16 protein-coding genes and 1 tRNA gene are annotated in these 16,149 nt (G+C 67.1%); 4 read left to right on the top strand and 13 right to left on the bottom strand.

Translation table 11 applies throughout. The features are described from left to right. Nucleotides 1-22: 22 nt before the first annotated feature. The 4 genes from HMPREF2914_RS28265 to pobA form a co-directional block, all read right to left on the bottom strand. Nucleotides 23-877 carry a shikimate dehydrogenase gene (locus HMPREF2914_RS28265; protein WP_023092280.1) on the bottom strand — a complete coding sequence of 285 codons (855 nt, stop codon included), beginning with the start codon at nucleotides 875-877 and terminating at the stop codon, nucleotides 23-25. After that, complete coding sequence (gene aroQ, locus HMPREF2914_RS28260; protein ID WP_003084089.1) at nucleotides 874-1,320, bottom strand: type II 3-dehydroquinate dehydratase; 447 nt, start codon at nucleotides 1,318-1,320, stop codon at nucleotides 874-876. Before aroQ ends, HMPREF2914_RS28265 begins: the two co-directional genes overlap by 4 nt. Before the next feature lie 116 nt (nucleotides 1,321-1,436). Continuing rightward, the gene (locus HMPREF2914_RS28255) at nucleotides 1,437-2,942 is read right to left on the bottom strand and encodes an MDR family MFS transporter (protein ID WP_023092281.1); all 1,506 of its coding nucleotides are present in this window, start codon (nucleotides 2,940-2,942) and stop codon (nucleotides 1,437-1,439) included. A gap of 174 nt (nucleotides 2,943-3,116) precedes the next feature. Beyond that, nucleotides 3,117-4,301: a 4-hydroxybenzoate 3-monooxygenase gene (gene pobA, locus HMPREF2914_RS28250; protein WP_003084095.1), complete on the bottom strand. Its 1,185-nt coding sequence runs from the start codon at nucleotides 4,299-4,301 to the stop codon at nucleotides 3,117-3,119. Between the two features lie 177 nt (nucleotides 4,302-4,478). Between pobA and HMPREF2914_RS28245 the strand changes: the two genes are divergently transcribed. Beyond that, on the top strand, nucleotides 4,479-5,345 hold the full coding sequence (locus tag HMPREF2914_RS28245; RefSeq protein WP_003084097.1) for a helix-turn-helix domain-containing protein: 867 nt from the start codon (nucleotides 4,479-4,481) through the stop codon (nucleotides 5,343-5,345). Here the strand turns inward: HMPREF2914_RS28245 and HMPREF2914_RS28240 are convergent. The 6 genes from HMPREF2914_RS28240 to hudA form a co-directional block, all read right to left on the bottom strand. Continuing rightward, complete coding sequence (locus HMPREF2914_RS28240) at nucleotides 5,342-5,788, bottom strand: GNAT family N-acetyltransferase (protein WP_003111458.1); 447 nt, start codon at nucleotides 5,786-5,788, stop codon at nucleotides 5,342-5,344. The genes HMPREF2914_RS28245 and HMPREF2914_RS28240 overlap by 4 nt on opposite strands. 77 nt (nucleotides 5,789-5,865) lie before the next feature. Next, nucleotides 5,866-6,300, bottom strand: a complete 435-nt coding sequence (locus tag HMPREF2914_RS28235) for a CBS domain-containing protein (RefSeq protein WP_003084101.1) — start codon at nucleotides 6,298-6,300, stop codon at nucleotides 5,866-5,868. 164 nt (nucleotides 6,301-6,464) lie between these two features. Then, nucleotides 6,465-7,106 (bottom strand): suppressor of fused domain protein, encoded by a 642-nt coding sequence (locus HMPREF2914_RS28230; protein WP_003084105.1) that lies wholly within the window; start codon nucleotides 7,104-7,106, stop codon nucleotides 6,465-6,467. A 267-nt stretch (nucleotides 7,107-7,373) separates the two neighbouring features. Further along, nucleotides 7,374-7,661, bottom strand: coding sequence for a hypothetical protein (locus HMPREF2914_RS28225; RefSeq protein WP_021263260.1), 288 nt, complete (start codon nucleotides 7,659-7,661; stop codon nucleotides 7,374-7,376). 91 nt (nucleotides 7,662-7,752) lie between these two features. After that, complete coding sequence (locus HMPREF2914_RS28220; protein WP_003118626.1) at nucleotides 7,753-8,229, bottom strand: MarR family winged helix-turn-helix transcriptional regulator; 477 nt, start codon at nucleotides 8,227-8,229, stop codon at nucleotides 7,753-7,755. Between the two features lie 40 nt (nucleotides 8,230-8,269). After that, complete coding sequence (gene hudA, locus HMPREF2914_RS28215; RefSeq protein WP_023092282.1) at nucleotides 8,270-9,760, bottom strand: UbiD family decarboxylase HudA; 1,491 nt, start codon at nucleotides 9,758-9,760, stop codon at nucleotides 8,270-8,272. Between the two features lie 196 nt (nucleotides 9,761-9,956). On the opposite strand from hudA, the gene HMPREF2914_RS28210 reads away from it, so the two are divergent. After that, nucleotides 9,957-10,379, top strand: a complete 423-nt coding sequence (locus tag HMPREF2914_RS28210; RefSeq protein ID WP_009315011.1) for a hypothetical protein — start codon at nucleotides 9,957-9,959, stop codon at nucleotides 10,377-10,379. 19 nt (nucleotides 10,380-10,398) lie between these two features. Here the strand turns inward: HMPREF2914_RS28210 and HMPREF2914_RS28205 are convergent, their stop codons facing one another. The 3 genes from HMPREF2914_RS28205 to HMPREF2914_RS28195 form a co-directional block, all read right to left on the bottom strand. Next, the gene (locus tag HMPREF2914_RS28205) at nucleotides 10,399-11,085 is read right to left on the bottom strand and encodes a YoaK family protein (RefSeq protein ID WP_003106170.1); all 687 of its coding nucleotides are present in this window, start codon (nucleotides 11,083-11,085) and stop codon (nucleotides 10,399-10,401) included. A 163-nt stretch (nucleotides 11,086-11,248) separates the two neighbouring features. After that, on the bottom strand, nucleotides 11,249-12,181 hold the full coding sequence (locus HMPREF2914_RS28200; protein ID WP_003084116.1) for a hypothetical protein: 933 nt from the start codon (nucleotides 12,179-12,181) through the stop codon (nucleotides 11,249-11,251). A 252-nt stretch (nucleotides 12,182-12,433) separates the two neighbouring features. Further along, nucleotides 12,434-12,510: transfer RNA gene (locus HMPREF2914_RS28195), tRNA-Arg, on the bottom strand. A gap of 629 nt (nucleotides 12,511-13,139) precedes the next feature. On the opposite strand from HMPREF2914_RS28195, the gene gabD reads away from it, so the two are divergent. Both gabD and gabT read left to right on the top strand, forming a co-directional pair. Beyond that, on the top strand, nucleotides 13,140-14,591 hold the full coding sequence (gene gabD / locus HMPREF2914_RS28185; protein WP_003106269.1) for an NADP-dependent succinate-semialdehyde dehydrogenase: 1,452 nt from the start codon (nucleotides 13,140-13,142) through the stop codon (nucleotides 14,589-14,591). A 244-nt stretch (nucleotides 14,592-14,835) separates the two neighbouring features. After that, a complete protein-coding gene (gene gabT, locus HMPREF2914_RS28180; protein ID WP_003084201.1) occupies nucleotides 14,836-16,116 on the top strand; it encodes a 4-aminobutyrate--2-oxoglutarate transaminase in 1,281 nt (426 codons plus the stop codon). Nucleotides 16,117-16,149: the final 33 nt, after the last annotated feature.

The following is a 16,149-nucleotide window of genomic DNA, read 5'->3' as shown; positions in this document are numbered from 1 at the left end:
CTTGGCGGGAGAGAGGTGCCATTCAGTCGTCCAGGCTGGCGAAGTGCGCCTGCATGCGCGCGGCGTCAGCCTCTACTCCGCTGAACAGTTCGAATGCCTTCACCGCCTGGAACACCGCCATGGTGCCGCCGTCCAGTGTGCGGCAGCCGAGGGCGCGGGCCTGGCGCAGCAGCTCGGTTTCCAGCGGAAAGTAGATCACCTCGGCGACCCACAGGTCGGCGCGCAACAGTTCCGCCGGCACCGGCATGCCGGGCAGCTTGGCCATGCCCACCGGGGTGGTGTTGACCAATCCCTGGGCGTCGCCCAGGGCGCCGGCCAGGTCGCTGCCGGCGAGCGCTCGTGGCGCGCCGAAGTGCTGGTTGAGGTTGTCCGCGAGGGCCTGGGCCCGCGCCGGGTCGACGTCGAACAGGGCCAGCCGCTCGACGCCCTCGGCGAGCAGTGCATGGGCCACTGCCGCGCCGGCGCCGCCCGCGCCCATCTGCACCACGCGCTGGCGCGGCGCGTCGGCCAGGCCGCGCCGAAAGCCCTCGGCGAAGCCCAGGCAGTCGGTGTTGTGGCCGATGCGCCGGCCATCGCGCAGCACCACGGTGTTCACCGCGCCGATGCCGCGCGCCTCGGCGGAGAGTTCGTCGAGCAGGGGGATGATCGCCTGCTTGCAGGGGAAGGTGACGTTCAGCCCGGTGAAGCCGAGGTCGCTGGCGGCGGCGAGCAGGAACTCCAGGTCGTCCGCCGACTTGCCCAGCGGGTCGAGATCGATCAGCCGGTACAGATAGCGGATGCCCTGGGCGTCGCCCTCGCGCTCGTGCAGGGCAGGGGTCCGCGACGCCTGGATGCCGGCACCGATCAGGCCGGCGAGAACCGATCGCGGCGCGCTCATGCGGCCGCCTCGAAACGCTCGGCGAAATGTTCCAGGGCCAGGCGGTAGCCGAGGCTGCCGAATCCGCAGATCACTCCCAGCGCCACCGGCGAGACGTAGGAGTGGTGGCGGAACGCTTCGCGCTGGTGGACGTTGGACAGGTGCACTTCGACCACCGGCAGTTCCACCGCGGCCAGGGCGTCGCGCAGCGCCACCGAGGTGTGGGTCCAGGCGGCGGGGTTGATGACGATGCCGGCGACCCGGCCGCGGGCCTGGTGGATCCAGTCGAGCAGTTGGCCTTCCTGGTTGGTCTGGCGGAAGTCCACGGCGAAGCCGCGCGTCTCGGCGAAGGCCGCGCATTCGGCGGCGATTTCGCCCAGGGTCCGCCGGCCGTAGGTCTGTGGCTCGCGGGTGCCGAGCAGATTCAGGTTGGGGCCGTTCAGGACCAGTACCGTGCGCGTCATGGCGCAGCCTCCACAGCAATGATGTCATCGATGCCGGGAAAATGTACCGAACGGTTACTTTTGTAAACCGGACGCCGTCGCCAACGGGACGAAAGCGTTCGATTATCGGCGTCCGCTCACTCGCCTGCCGCCGGTTGCGTCGCGCCGCGGCCGCGCAGGGTCATGTCGGGCAGTGCCGAGGCCACCGCCAGGCCGAGCAGCGCCACCGCCGCGTTGACCAGGAAGAGCACCTTGAAGGCATCCGCGAGGACATGCTGGAGGATCACCCGGGCCGGCCCGCTGGCGGCGTCCAGGCTGCTCAGCAGGGCGCTCTCGGAAAAGCCCTGGTCGAGCCCGCCGCCGATCCGCAGGTGCTTGAGCAGGGCCAGCAGGATCGCCGACATCAGCGCCACCCCGACCGCCCCGCCGAGGGAGCGGAACAACGTCGCGTTGCTGGTGGCGACGCCGATGTGGCGTTGCTCCACGGCGTTCTGCGCGGCCACCAGGCTGGTCGGGAACTGGGTACCGATGGCGATCCCGGTGAGCAGCATGCACAGCCCGGACAGCGAGTGGTCGCCGACCGGGACCAGGGCCAGGCCGGCGATGCCGCAGGGCAACAGGACGGCGCCGAGCAGGATCAGCGGCTTGTAGCGTCCCAGGCTGGCGGTCAGCCGCCCGCAGCCGTACGCGCCCAGCGGCAGGCCCATGACCAGCGGCAGCAAATGCAGCGCGGCGCTGTCGGCGCCGGCGCCGGTAACGCTCTGGTAGCGCAGCGGCACCAGCACGGTCAGCGAGATGGCCTGGAAGCTGGCGAAGAACGCAACCAGCCAACTGAGGGTGGCGGCGCGGACGGCGAACAGTTGCATCGGCACCAGCGGTTCGCGGAAGCGCCGCTCCTGGGCGACGAACAGCAGCAGGGCGAGCGCCGCCAGGGCGAACAGGCCGAGCAGCGCCGGGTCGCTCCAGGCTGCGCCCTGGCCGATCTGGGTGATGGCCAGGAGCAGCGCGGTGAGGCCCACCACCATCAGCACGATGCCCAGGTAGTCGATCACCGGTTGCCGGCGCGGCACCGGCAGGCCGACCAGGGTCCGCCGCGAGATGGCCAGCGCGAGAAGGCCGATCGGCAGGTTGATCCAGAACACCCAGCGCCACGACAGGTACTCGGTGAGCAGGCCGCCGAGCACCGGGCCGGCGACGCTGGCGATGGCGTACATGCTGCTGAAGTAACCCTGGTAGCGGCCGCGCTCGCGCGGCGGGACGATGTCGCCGATGATCGCCTGGCTCACCGCCATCAGCCCGCCCGCGCCGACCCCTTGCAGCACTCGCGCCAGCACCAGTTGGCCCATGCTCTGCGCGAGCCCGCAAAGCAGCGAGGCGGCGGTGAACACGACGATGGCGAAGAGCATCAGACGGCGGCGGCCGTAGAGGTCGCCGAGCTTGCCGTAGATCGGCATCGATACGGTCATCGCCACCATGTAGGCCGAGATCACCCAGGCCAGCAGGTCGAGGTCGGCGAAGTCGGCCGAGATCGCCGGCAGGGAGACGGCGACGATGGTCTGGTCGAGGGCGCTGAGGAAGATCGACAGCATCAGGCCGGCGAGGACGGTACGGACGGCGGGCGGGTTCTGGGCGAGATCGGACAAGACGGCACCTGGGGCGGACGGAACGCGAAGGCAGCGGGCATCATACTGCGCCTGGGGTAGGACAGGTGCCGGGGAATATCGATCCGAGGGTCGTCTTTCGTCGATATTCGCCTGCGCCAACGTTGCGTCCCGCCTTGGGAACGGTGCCCCGGCGTTGCGCCGGGGTGGCGCGGCCTACTCGATTTCCTCGTAGGGCAGGCCGACATAGTTCTCGGCGATGGTCGCCAGGCCCGCCTCGGAGCCCAGGTAGTACTCCAGTTCGGTCTGCTGGATGCGCTGGCTGAACGCGTCGGTGTCGGGGAAGCGATGCAGCACCGAAGTCATCCACCAGGAGAAGCGTTCGGCCTTCCAGATCCGCCGCAGGCAGATTGCCGAGTAGCGTTCCAGCAGTTCGCCGCGCCCTTCGCGGTAGGCCTTCAGCAGCAGCCGGTAGAGCGTGCTGACGTCGCTGGCCGCCAGGTTCAGTCCCTTGGCGCCGGTGGGCGGCACGATGTGCGCGGCGTCGCCGGCGAGGAACAGCCGGCCATGCTGCATCGGCTCGACCACGAAGCTGCGCAGCGGCGCGATGCTCTTCTCCAGCGAAGGACCGGTCACCAGTTTCTCCGCCACCTCGGCCGGGAGGCGCGCTTTCAGTTCCGTCCAGAAGCGCTCGTCGGACCAGTCCTCGACCTTCTCTGTCAATGGCACCTGTACGTAGTAGCGGCTGCGGGTCGCCGAACGCTGGCTGCACAGGGCGAAGCCGCGCGGATGGTTGGCGTAGATCAGTTCGTGGCTGACCGGCGGGGTGTCGGCGAGCAGGCCGAGCCAGCCGAACGGATAGACCCGCTCGAAGACCTTCAGCCGTTCCGCCGGGATCGATTGCCGCGAGATGCCGTGGAAGCCATCGCAGCCGGCGATGTAGTCGCAATCCAGGCGCAGCCGTTCGCCGTCGCGTTCGAAGGTCACGTAGGGGCGCTCACCTTGCAGGTCGTGCAGGCGCACCTCGGCGGCCTGGTAGACGGTAGTGGCGCCGCAGGCTTCGCGGGCTTCCATGAGGTCGCGGGTGACCTCGGTCTGGCCGTAGACCGTCACCGTCTTGCCGCCGCTCAGGCGCTTCAGGTCGATGCGCCGGCGCTGCCCGGCGAAGGCGATCTCCACGCCTTCGTGGACCAGCCCGTCGCGCGCCATGCGCCGGTCGACGCCGGCCTCGCGCAGCAGGTCGACCATACCCTGTTCCAGCACGCCGGCGCGGATGCGGCCGAGCACGTAGTCCGGGGTCTGGCGTTCGAGGATCACGTTGTCGATGCCGGCCTTGTGCAGCAACTGGCCGAGCAGGAGGCCGGACGGACCGGCGCCGATGATGGCGACTTGAGTCTTCATTGCGGATAGCCCTCTCGCTGTTATGGCTGGCCGGCGGCGCATGCGCCGGCGCTGATCTTGTCTGGAGGTGGCTGTATTTTTGTTTGCCGTGGGGTGCTATAGAAGGCAAATTGCCGATCTATTTCTGGACTTTTATAAACTCTGTTCGGCAATCGGCCATTTCGCTCGGAGGGCTCGATGACGGATTCCACCCGCGACGTCCCGGTGTTCAAGCTCTACGGCGCGCCCCTCGAATGGCCGACCCCGGACCTGCTGCACTGCGAGTCGATCCCCGCCCGCAGTCGCCTGCACGATTGGGAGATCAAGCCGCACCGGCACGCCGATCTCGCTCAGTTGCTCTACGTGCGCAAGGGCTGGGCGCAGCTCCAGGTCGAGGGCGAGCCGACTCGCGTCGAGCAGCCCTCCATCCAGTTCGTACCGCCGTTGTGCATCCATGGCTTCCAGTTCTCCGAGCGCATCGACGGCTACGTACTGACGCTCGCCGCACCGTTGCTGGCCCGCTTGCAGGCGCACCTCGGCGCGCAGCGCCAGGCGCTGGAAGCGCCGGGGCTGTACCCGGTGGGCGCGGACCGGCGCTATATCGACACGCTGTTCGACGCCATAGATGGCGAGTACGCCGGCGCTGCGCCGGCGCGCGAGCTGTTGTTGCAGTCGCTGATCGGCGTGCTGGCGGTGTGGCTGGGGCGGCAGGTGATGGTCCGGCGGGCGGAGGCACGGCCGGGTCGCGGTCAGGAATACCTATCGGCCTTTTCGCAACTGGTCGAGCGGCATTTCCGCGAGCACCTGGGAATCGACGAGTACGCGCGTCGCCTGGGCATCTCCCCGGCACACCTGAACGGCGTGGCGCGCCGCCTCAGCGGGCAGACCGCACTGGGCATCGTGCACCAGCGCCTGCTGCTGGAGGCCAAGCGCGACCTGGTCTACACGGCGATGACGGTGAACGAGATCGCCGACCGCCTCGGCTTCAGCGAGCCGGCCTACTTCACCCGTTTCTTCAAGCGCCTGAGCGGCGTCTCGCCGAGCGTTTTCCGTAAGGGCGACTAGTGTTCGCGGCGCAACTGGACGATCTCCAGCGCGCGCCCCTCGTCGTCGCGCGGGCGTCGGCCGCTCTCGACGAAGCCGCAGCGTGCGTAGAACCCCAGCGCCTCGCGGTTGGCGGCGTAGACCTCGACCTCCAGCGCGCCCTTCAGGGTTGCCGCGTGCTCCACCAGTTGCCGGCCGATCCCGCGCCCGTGGGCCGTCGGGGCGACGAACAGGCCGCCGATGAAGGCATCGAGCAGGCCGATGAAGCCCAGCGGCGTATCGCCGTCCAGCGCCAGCCAGGTTTCCGAGGCATCCAGATAATGATCGCGAACCAGTGCCTTCTGCTTCTGCAACTCGGCTTCGCCGAGGAAACCGTGGCCGACGCGCGAGGCCTCCAGCCAGATGGCGAGGGTGGCATCGCGGTCGGCGGGAATGTAGCGGCGGATCTTCGGCGGAGAGGGCATGGCGGCGGCTCGCAACGGCAACAGCCGCGGATTATCGCGTGAGCCGGCGGGAAAAGGGCAGGGCCGGCACGCCCGCTTCAGTCGCCGCGGATGTACTGTTCCAGTTGCTGGATCAGCTCGGCCTGCTCGGCGATCGCCGCCTTGACCAGGTCGCCGATGGACAGCAGGCCGAGCAACTGGCCGTCTTCCACGACCGGCAGGTGGCGCAGGTGGCGATCGGTCATCAGGTTCATGCAGGTGTCGACGCTCTGCTTCGAGTCCACGCTGACCACAGGCGCGCTCATGATCGCGCTGATCGGCGTACCGATGGACGAACGGCCCTTGAGGACCATCTTGCGCGCATAGTCGCGCTCGCTGACCACTCCGACCACCTCGCCATGGTTCACCACCAGCAGCGCGCCGATGTTCTTTTCCGCCATCAGGCGCAGGGCGTCGAGCACCATCTCGTCCGGTCCGATGGTGTACACCTGCTGGTTCTGCTTGGCGTTCAACAGTTGTGCCACGGTTTTCATGCGCGCCCCTCCGGAGCCGTTCTCACGTCCAGCAAGAATCGTAGACGGCGAGCGGATCGGCAAGCGGGGAAAACGGCATCGAACCGATTGAAAAACGTCATCGCCGGCTTCCCCGACGAAGGTAGGGCCTGGCGACGGGCCTCTTGCTCCGGTTGCCCGGCGACCTAATGCAGTATCCGCTCGAACCCTTCCGGACGTTGGCCGGTGACGTAGCAATGGCGATGCCGGTCGAGGCTGAGCGGATGTCCGGCGTCGTTCAGCACTTCGGCGATGCCTTCCAGGTGCTTGTTCACTTTCACCTGGTATTCCTGCTCGGTCAGCGGCACGACCCAGAGCAGGTCGACCGGATGGGCGGACAGGTCGAAACCGTCGAACAGGGCGGCATCTTCGCCCAGCGGGGTCGGCAGGAGAAGGAAGTGACGCAGCAGGCTGTGCTCGTAGAGCGGGAAACCGAATGCCACGCTGTGTCCGTGGCCGAGGGCCAGGCGTTCGTGGAACGGCAGGCCGGCGAGCCACTGCAGGTGGCGCAGGTCCTCACCGCCGAGGACGTCAAGGTAGCAGATCAGCTCGCTGGACCAGCGCGCGCTGCCCATATAGGGCGCGAAGTGCATCCGTGCCTGGCTCATCCCCGCGGTGATCACCACGTGGTGCGGGCGCCGGCTGCTTTCCAGGCGGTAGCCGAACACCGCCATTTCCGGTGCCGTCACGCAGTGCCTCCAGAAGTCACGGCAGTCCAGGACGATGCTCGGCGCACAGCCGAAATGGTCGTCGTATTTCTCGCGCAGCCGGGCGATGTAGTCGTTCATCTTCAGTCCTCGGAGTGGGGCGGGTAGGGCCGGACATGGGCAGGCGCCGGAGGCGCGTCCGTTGCCATGCGAGGGCAATCCAGTCATGGCCGATCCTCGTTGCCGTTGGGTGACCAATGGAATGCGAACGGCGACTGCCGAGAAATCGGCTCGTTCCGAGAGAGGCGAGAGGCTTTCCTTCTTGGTGCGTAGGAAAGCGCTGAGGGCAGCTGAGGGTATCTGTCGGGAACGGAAAAAAGCCCGTCGGGAACGGGCGAAGAGGGAAGCTTACCAGGGCAGCGGGAAGTGGCCTTCCGCGCGCAGGTAGTCAGGATCGGGGGTGAACGGGTCGATCTTCTGCCGCTCGCTGCAACCCTGGCGTTCGCAGTCCCGCAGGCGCTGCAACGGCGAGCGGTCGTCGCGCTGGATGCGGATGCCCGTGGCCGGCGCGCCGTCGGAAAGGCTGTAGCTGCGGCCGCTCTCGCAACCGGGCAGGATCAGGCAAAGGCAGAGGAGCAGGGTGGTGTGCGGGTGTCGTGGCATTGCGGGTCGAATGGGCTTGCGAAGGCCGCCCATGCTATCAATCGGCCAGCAAATAGGGGGCCGGATGGTCAGTCCATGACCGGGATGAGAGTTGCTTCGCAAACCCGGAGATGCCCTCGAAAGGCTATTGCGTCACGCGGGAAAGCCCGTCGAAGGCCCGCAGCAACTTGCCCAGGGCGAGGGTCAGCGCCTCTTCTTCCGGGCCGGCGCCGAGAGCCGCCAGCAGCCTTTCGTCGAGCCCTGCGACCTGTGCCAGGGCCTGCTCGAACACCGCCTGTGCCGCGGGGCTGCGGCGCACCAGCACGGCGCGCCCGTCGTCCGGGTCCGGCAGGCGGCTGACCCAGCCGCGCCGCACCAGCCGTTCGATGGTCCGGCCCAGCGCGGTGCGGTCGGTCTGCGAGTGCTCGATGAGCACGCTCATCGGCACGTCACCGTCGAAGGCGTGGATGATCCGCAACGCACGCCATTCATGCAGCCCCAGTTCGAGAGGGGCAAGCAGGGCGGTGAGTTGCCGTTCGCGCTGGCGGACGATCTCCGTCATCAGGTACAGCGGGCCTTGGGGCAGCCCCAGTGCGTTCGTCTCGGTCATTGGCCCGGTCACCTTCCTCGATCCTCTTTCGCCAGGGCGGGGATTGTAGCGCTCAGGCGTCGGCGAATCCGTAGTCGCTCCAGCGTTCTTCGACTCGCCTGCGCAGCGCCGTCGGATAGGCGTGGCGGAACGACGCCGTAGCGGCACGCATTTGCCCGGCGAACTGTTCCGGGTACAGGCAGTTGATCACCAGCCGACCGCCGCTGCCTCGTGCCTTGTCCTCGGCATCGAGGTAGGGAACCATCGGGAAGTCACGGATCTGCGGGAAGGCGAAATGGTCGTGCAGCGGATGCGCGCGGGTCGCCAGCGCCCATACCACCTGGTCGATCTCGGTGACGTCGATGTCGTTGCCGACCAGGATCAGCTTCGGCACCAGGTGCCCGGCATGCGAGCCGAAGACGGTCTCGGCGACCCGTGCGGCGAAGGCCGCGGCGTCGGTGCCCAGGGCCGCCAGGCGCTGCACGTCGATCGACAGCACGGCCCAGCAGGTCGCCGCCTCGTAGGAGCACCAGACCATGTCCACCGGCAGTCCGGCGTTCTGCGCCACGTCCAGCAGTTGCGCGGAAATCATGGTGCCCCAGATGGTGTGGTTTTCCTCCGGTGGCGTGCCGGCGACGCAGATCGGCAGGATCGGCTGGTCGCGGAAGCTCAGCGCATGGACGTGGAACAGCGGCTGCGGCTTGCCGGTGGGGAAGGAATAACCGTGGTATTCGCCCATCGGGCCTTCCAGCGCGGTTTCGTCGAGGCTGATCTCGCCCTCCAGGACGATCTCGGCATTGGCCGGAACCCACAGGCCGTTGGTCTGCGTGCGCACCACCTCCACCGGCTCGCCGACCAGGGCGCCCACGTAGCCGGCTTCGCTGACCCCCTCCGGCAACGGCATACCGGCCGCCGCGAGTGCCGCCGGCGGTGCGCCGAGGGCCATCGCCCAGGGCGTTGGCTTGCCCTGGCGGCGCCACTGCTCGCGGATGATGCCGATGTGCTGGGTGGGAATAGTCGGACCCGCCAGGGTGTTGCGGTCCACCAGCATCAGCCGGCCCACCGACCAACTGTCCCAACTGCCGTCCGGCGTCTGTACCACGTGGAAACCGTAGGTGCCGAAATAGCGGCCTCCGTCCTGCTCATGGAGCAAGGGGACCGGGAAGCGGGTCAGGTCCACCTGCTCGCCGAGCCAGACGTTTTCCTGCACCGGCCCGCGCTCCAGCCGGCGCGGCGCGATCGGTTCCGCGCGCATCGCGGCGCGCAGCGTGGCCACGATGTCCCGCGGCCCGCTGTGTTCCGGCAGGCCGAAATGCAGCGCCAGGCGCGAATGGGCGCGGGCCCTGTCGGCGCGCAGGCCGGCCGGCGCGCCCAGTACCCGCGCGCCGGGCAGGCTGTCGCGGATGTTGTGGAACAGCGGGGCGGGTGCGCGGCGTTCGTAGACCCGGCGGGTGATGGCGCCGATCTCCAGGTTGGCGTCGACCTCGGTGTGCACGTCCACCAGGTCGCCCTGGCGACGCAGGTGGTCGATGAAGTGGCGGAAATCCAGGGCGCTGCGGTTCATCGGCTCGCCACTCCATATAAGTGCGTGTGCATGCATCTTATGTGCTGGCGCGTTCTTTAGACAAGCGGAGCCCGGTCGGTTCGCGGGCTGGCCGGAAGGTCGCCACCTAGGCAAGATATATGGTTGGTTGGAAGCCTTGGCAAGCTTCCTTGCGCAGTCGCGGCACAGGATCGGCAAGCGCCGTCGTGGAGGAAACATGGAAGCGTGCGATACAGCGGGCATTATGGATGCGATCACGGCTGTCACCGGCGTACTCACCCTTCTGGTGGCGTGGGCAGCATTGTTTTCGTGGCGCCGGCAAGAGCGTCAGAAAGCGATATTGGCGTGGAAGGCCGATCTGGTGGACTACGCCTACGGGTTTCCCAATCTGCCGGTGATATGGGGTTACCAGACGCACAAGGACGAGGTCGACCAGGCCGCAGAGCGTTTTTATCGGTGCGTGAAAAGCTACATGGTCATGCGCGAGCTGGTGTCGCGGAAGCGGATGAAAGCCTATGAGCGAATCTGGCGCCAGGCTCATTTCGTTCATGAGAAATGTACATTCGAAGGGCAAATGACCTGCGCCATCGCCCGGGATCTGCTTTCCCAGGCTTACCTGAACGATTTTCTGAAATCTTGATGGGACAGCTCCCGGCCGCTCAACGCACCATATAGTCCATCTGCCATGGCCGCGGAATCACCAGTGCCAGCAACGCGAGAAGAGCCGCCAGCGCTGCGCTCGCCGCCATCGCCGCGAGGCCCAGTTGCTGTTCCAGCAGGGCGCCGAGCACCGCGCCGACGCACATGCCGCTCCAGGGCACCAGTTGCACCCGCCAGCCGTTGCGCCGCTCGCCCAGCAGCCAGCGGCCGAGGCCGCGGCCGAAGCGGGAGAGGGCGCCGGTGACGTAGGTCAGGCCGATGGGCAGGCCGTTGACCTGCTCGACCACGGCGTTGAGCATGCCCATGGCGAGGATCGCGGCGACCAGCGCCGGCACGTTCCAGTCGAATGGCCAGACCGCCGACAACGCCAGCAGCATCGCGCAGCAGACCAGGATCGGCGCCGCCCGGCGCCCGCTGAAGCGCGCCAGTATCACTCCCAGCGCGTTGCCGACGACGAAACTGGCCAGGGCGACGCTCAGCCGCACCAGCCCGCCGAAGTCGCCCTCGCCCAGCGATACCGCCAGGCGCGTGGTGTTGCCGCTCATGAAGGAAACGAAGTCGCCGGTGGCGAGGAAACCGATGGCGTCGGTCATGCCTGCCAGTACCGACAGCCCGGCCACCAGGCCGAGCCCGACACGCCCGCGCGTCCGCCGCAAACGAAGGCGCCGCGCGCTGCTACCCACCATGCTGTCTGGAAGCATCCGGAGAAACCACCCGCAGGAAGAGAAGGTCCGCCCCAGTGCGGACTCCCGATCTTAAGGCTCTCCCCAGGGAAAAGGCCAGGGGCGAGGCGGAGCGTCTGGGGCCGAAGATCCTGGGCAATCGGCAATGACAGTGCGGGGCGGGGCCTCAGATATCGAATACCGGTACCTGGTTTCCACCCAGTACCTCGATCTTGTCGGTCCGGTAGACCACCATCGCCTTGCTGCAGGTCACCGTGGAACGACCCTCTTTGCTGGCATTGAGATACACCGTGCCCTTGCCGGCGTAGACCGCTCTCGCGTTGGCGGCGATGCGCAGCTCGAGGGCCGCCGCTTCTCCGTCCTCGTCCCCGGCGAAGTCGCACCCGTAGAGGGCGATGGCCAGTTCCTTGCCGAACAGTTCGAGAAGGGTCGCACCAAAGGCCTGGGGCTCGACGAACTGCTTGCCCTGGACACGCCGGGCCATGACGTCCGCGGTGCTATCGCCGTGGGGGTTGCCCAGCCAGAGTTGGCCAGCCGTGCCGTGGGTGGCGATGAGGATCGTATCGATGAAGTACTGTTCGCCGCTCTCCGCGGCAACCTTGCCTAGATCCCGAACCAACTGGGCGTAGTTGGTATCGGCCTTGATCGCGAAGGCCGGCTTGTAGAGCTTGTTCCGCGCATAGGCGACGACCGCCTCCGCGAAGGCGCTGCCGGAGTCGCCTCTCCGGATCTCCTGCTGGAAGTCGTGGTAGATGACCAGGACCGCCCCTTTCCTGACCGGGCCGCTGAGCCCTCCCTTGACGATGTCGAGGGCGAAACGGAAATTGGCGCTGAGCACCTGGGACGCATGGGTAGGAAAGGTATCCGTATCGGTCAGCAGTTCCACTTCGGTACCGACCAGCACCTCCTTTCGTTCGTCGCCCTCCGCCCAGGGCGTGTCGTCCACATCCGTTCCGTAGATCCTTGCGTCCAGGTCGACCTCGACGAGCGTACTCACTGTGAAGGGCACCAGAAGCTCTTCCGGGCCGAGTCGATTCTTGACCACGGCGCCCTTGCCTTGCTTGGCGATTTTCGTGACTACGCCATGCCATGAGCGCATCCTGTTGCTCCTGTGGGAGTCCTGGTAGGAACGGCATCCGAGCATGCAGAACTATAGACGTGAAACGGCCAGCCCCGAGGAACTATCCGCCGATCGACCCTCCATCTGGCCCCGGCCTTGAGTGCCATTCCCGGCCGGACAGGATCGGTTGCTCTGGTCTCTGTGGCGAGGGACAGGCGCCGCTCGGCGGAGCGGGTGGCGGTGAGGCAGGTCTGAAAGCAAAAAGCCCGCACAAGGCGGGCTTCTGGAAGATGGCGCATCCGGCGGGATTCGAACCCACGACCCCTGCCTTCGGAGGGCAGTACTCTATCCAGCTGAGCTACGGATGCAGCGCCGCGGCTCGCGCGGCAGGCCGCAATCATACGCATCTCGTCGGCGGGAGTCCATTCCATGTGCGTACGTTCGTGATTTCGAACGAAAATGACCGTCCGTCGAGGATGTGCTCAGAAAAGCAGCAGAATTTTCCGACTTTCGTTGATTTTATCGAACGGGGTATTGCCCTTTGTCAGTGGTGGCCCTAGGATTCGTTTGAGATTTCAAACGCCCCCAAAGCCACAACAACAGGAGACCGGGGAATTGGCATCAGTTCAGCCGGCCGCGTGCCCCTGGAATGACCTCTTTCTGACCTGCCCGTCGCTCGTCCGGCCCTTCGCGCTGCCGGGCCGCCGTGGTGCCGGCGTGGCGTTTCGTCCGCAATCCCTTTCCCGCACGAGTCTTTCGTATCCTCCCCGACGCCTGCCGGCGGTCGCGTTCGTCCGCGTCCGCCCGTTGCGCACGGTGGCCGGCCGGTAACGGCGACGCCGCTGGCACAGGGCGCAGGAAATGGAACACCGGGGCGCTGGCCCTTTCGAATAACCAGCAGGCAACACTTTCCGGTTACAACCGAACCAGACAACCAGGCACGCGGGGTAGTCGAGGTAGACCCGCTGCTCACGGCATTCCTCGAAGGAGACAGGTCATGCAACTCAAAGATGCCAAGCTGTTCCGTCAACAAGCCTACGTCGATGGCGCCTGGGTGGATGCCGACAACGGCCAGACCATCAAGGTGAACAACCCGGCCACCGGCGAGATCATCGGCAGCGTGCCGAAGATGGGCGCCGCCGAGACCCGCCGCGCCATCGAGGCTGCCGACAAGGCCCTGCCGGCCTGGCGTGCGCTGACCGCCAAGGAGCGCGCCAACAAGCTGCGCCGCTGGTTCGACCTGATGATCGAGAACCAGGACGACCTGGCCCGCCTGATGACCATCGAGCAGGGCAAGCCGCTGGCCGAGGCCAAGGGCGAGATCGCCTACGCCGCCTCCTTCCTCGAATGGTTCGGCGAAGAAGCCAAGCGCATCTACGGCGACACCATTCCCGGCCACCAGCCGGACAAGCGCATCATCGTGATCAAGCAGCCGATCGGCGTGACCGCGGCCATCACGCCGTGGAACTTCCCCTCGGCGATGATCACCCGCAAGGCCGGCCCGGCCCTGGCCGCCGGCTGCACCATGGTGCTCAAGCCTGCTTCGCAGACCCCGTATTCCGCGCTGGCCCTGGCCGAACTGGCAGAGCGCGCCGGCATTCCGAAGGGCGTGTTCAGCGTGGTCACCGGTAGCGCCGGCGAAGTCGGCGGCGAGCTGACCAGCAACCCGATCGTGCGCAAGCTGACCTTCACCGGTTCCACCGAAATCGGCCGCCAACTGATGGCCGAGTGCGCCCAGGACATCAAGAAGGTGTCCCTGGAACTGGGCGGCAACGCGCCGTTCATCGTGTTCGACGACGCCGACCTGGACGCCGCCGTCGAGGGCGCGCTGATTTCCAAGTACCGCAACAACGGCCAGACCTGCGTCTGCGCCAACCGCCTGTACGTGCAGGACGGCGTGTATGACGCCTTCGTCGACAAGCTGAAGGCCGCCGTGGCCAAGCTGAACATCGGCAACGGCCTGGAAGCCGGCGTGACCACCGGTCCGCTGATCGACGCCAAGGCCGTGGCCAAGGTCGAGGAACACATCGCCGACGCGGTCTCCAAGGGCGCCAAGGTGGTTTCCGGCGGCAAGCCGCACGCCCTCGGCGGCACCTTCTTCGAGCCGACCATCCTGGTCGACGTGCCGAAGAACGCCCTGGTGTCCAAGGACGAGACCTTCGGCCCGCTGGCGCCGGTGTTCCGCTTCAAGGACGAGGCCGAGGTCATCGCTATGTCCAACGACACCGAGTTCGGCCTGGCGTCCTACTTCTACGCCCGCGACCTGGCCCGCGTGTTCCGCGTCGCCGAGCAACTGGAGTACGGCATGGTCGGCATCAACACCGGCCTGATCTCCAACGAAGTGGCGCCGTTCGGCGGCATCAAGGCCTCGGGCCTGGGCCGCGAAGGCTCCAAGTACGGGATCGAGGACTACCTCGAGATCAAGTACCTCTGCCTGGGCGGTATCTGAGTCCGGCGAGAAACGCATCCGGAGGGGCCGGACGGCAGGCAAGAGCTGCGCCGTCCGGTGTCGACGTTGCCGGTGGTGGCACCGGACGAACCGGGAGTCGCGGTCGCCGATCGCGAAGCGGCTCCGAGCCCTGGCGGGTCTGCAAGTCCCGAGGCAGTCGATCATCGCATGCTGCCTTGGGGAGCTTCCTTCCCGCCTTCATCCTTTGACCCGGCCGACCCGATGAGCGGCCACTGAGGAAGCCATGAGCAAGACCAACGAATCCCTGCTGAAGCGTCGCCAGGCCGCGGTACCCCGCGGCGTGGGCCAGATCCACCCGGTCGTCGCCGAGCGCGCCGAGAACTCCACCGTCTGGGACGTGGAAGGCCGCGAGTACATCGACTTCGCCGGCGGCATCGCCGTGCTGAACACCGGCCACCTGCATCCGAAGGTGATCGCCGCGGTCCAGGAGCAACTGGGCAAGCTGTCCCACACCTGCTTCCAGGTGCTGGCCTACGAACCCTACATCGAGCTGGCCGAGGAAATCGCCAAGCGCGTGCCGGGCGACTTCCCGAAGAAGACCCTGCTGGTCACCTCCGGCTCCGAAGCCGTGGAGAACGCCGTCAAGATCGCCCGCGCCGCCACCGGCCGCGCTGGCGTGATCGCCTTCACCGGCGCGTACCACGGCCGCACCATGATGACCCTGGGCCTGACCGGCAAGGTGGTCCCGTACTCCGCCGGCATGGGCCTGATGCCGGGCGGCATCTTCCGCGCCCTGGCGCCCTGCGAGCTGCACGGCGTGAGCGAGGACGACTCCATCGCCAGCATCGAGCGCATCTTCAAGAACGATGCCCAGCCCCAGGACATCGCCGCGATCATCATCGAGCCGGTGCAGGGCGAGGGTGGCTTCTACGTCAACTCCAAGTCCTTCATGCAGCGCCTGCGTGCCCTGTGCGACCAGCACGGCATCCTGCTGATCGCCGACGAAGTGCAGACCGGCGCCGGCCGTACCGGCACCTTCTTCGCTACCGAGCAACTGGGCATCGTTCCTGACCTGACCACCTTCGCCAAGTCGGTCGGCGGCGGCTTCCCGATCTCCGGCGTGGCCGGCAAGGCCGAGATCATGGACGCCATCGCGCCCGGCGGCCTGGGCGGCACCTATGCCGGCAGCCCGATCGCCTGCGCCGCGGCACTGGCCGTGCTGAAGGTGTTCGAGGAAGAGAAGCTGCTGGAACGTTCGCAAGCCCTCGGCGAGCGCCTCAAGGCCGGCCTGCGCGAGATCCAGGCCAAGCACAAGGTGATCGGCGACGTTCGTGGCCTGGGTTCGATGGTGGCCATCGAGCTGTTCGAGGGCGGCGATACCCACAAGCCGGCCGCCGAGCTGGTCAGCAAGATCGTCGTCCGTGCGCGCGAGAAGGGCCTGATCCTGCTCTCCTGCGGCACCTACTACAACGTCATCCGCTTCCTCATGCCCGTCACCATCCCCGACGCGCAACTGGAGAAGGGCCTGGCCATCCTGGCCGAGTGCTTCGACGAACTCGCTTAAGCTTCACCGGCAAAGCGATACCCCCGAGGCCCG

It is taken from the genome of Pseudomonas sp. HMSC067G02, from assembly GCF_001813485.1.
GTDB lineage: Bacteria > Pseudomonadota > Gammaproteobacteria > Pseudomonadales > Pseudomonadaceae > Pseudomonas > Pseudomonas aeruginosa.
The sequence above is the reverse complement of the archived record's forward strand: the minus strand, read 5'-3'. Positions and strand labels throughout refer to the sequence as shown.

Bases quoted from the DNA above. Each gene is read 5' to 3' on its own strand.
- aroQ (WP_003084089.1), bottom strand. From the start codon at position 1,320: ATGACGCGCACGGTACTGGTCCTGAACGGCCCCAACCTGAATCTGCTC.
- HMPREF2914_RS28225 (WP_021263260.1), bottom strand. From the start codon at position 7,661: ATGGGCGGCCTTCGCAAGCCCATTCGACCCGCAATGCCACGACACCCG.
- HMPREF2914_RS28200 (WP_003084116.1), bottom strand. From the start codon at position 12,181: ATGCGCTCATGGCATGGCGTAGTCACGAAAATCGCCAAGCAAGGCAAG.
- gabD (WP_003106269.1), top strand. From the start codon at position 13,140: ATGCAACTCAAAGATGCCAAGCTGTTCCGTCAACAAGCCTACGTCGAT.
- HMPREF2914_RS28265 (WP_023092280.1), bottom strand. From the start codon at position 877: ATGAGCGCGCCGCGATCGGTTCTCGCCGGCCTGATCGGTGCCGGCATC.
- HMPREF2914_RS28245 (WP_003084097.1), top strand. From the start codon at position 4,479: ATGACGGATTCCACCCGCGACGTCCCGGTGTTCAAGCTCTACGGCGCG.
- pobA (WP_003084095.1), bottom strand. From the start codon at position 4,301: ATGAAGACTCAAGTCGCCATCATCGGCGCCGGTCCGTCCGGCCTCCTG.
- gabT (WP_003084201.1), top strand. From the start codon at position 14,836: ATGAGCAAGACCAACGAATCCCTGCTGAAGCGTCGCCAGGCCGCGGTA.
- hudA (WP_023092282.1), bottom strand. From the start codon at position 9,760: ATGAACCGCAGCGCCCTGGATTTCCGCCACTTCATCGACCACCTGCGT.
- HMPREF2914_RS28230 (WP_003084105.1), bottom strand. From the start codon at position 7,106: ATGAACGACTACATCGCCCGGCTGCGCGAGAAATACGACGACCATTTC.
- HMPREF2914_RS28235 (WP_003084101.1), bottom strand. From the start codon at position 6,300: ATGAAAACCGTGGCACAACTGTTGAACGCCAAGCAGAACCAGCAGGTG.
- HMPREF2914_RS28210 (WP_009315011.1), top strand. From the start codon at position 9,957: ATGGAAGCGTGCGATACAGCGGGCATTATGGATGCGATCACGGCTGTC.
- HMPREF2914_RS28205 (WP_003106170.1), bottom strand. From the start codon at position 11,085: ATGGTGGGTAGCAGCGCGCGGCGCCTTCGTTTGCGGCGGACGCGCGGG.
- HMPREF2914_RS28240 (WP_003111458.1), bottom strand. From the start codon at position 5,788: ATGCCCTCTCCGCCGAAGATCCGCCGCTACATTCCCGCCGACCGCGAT.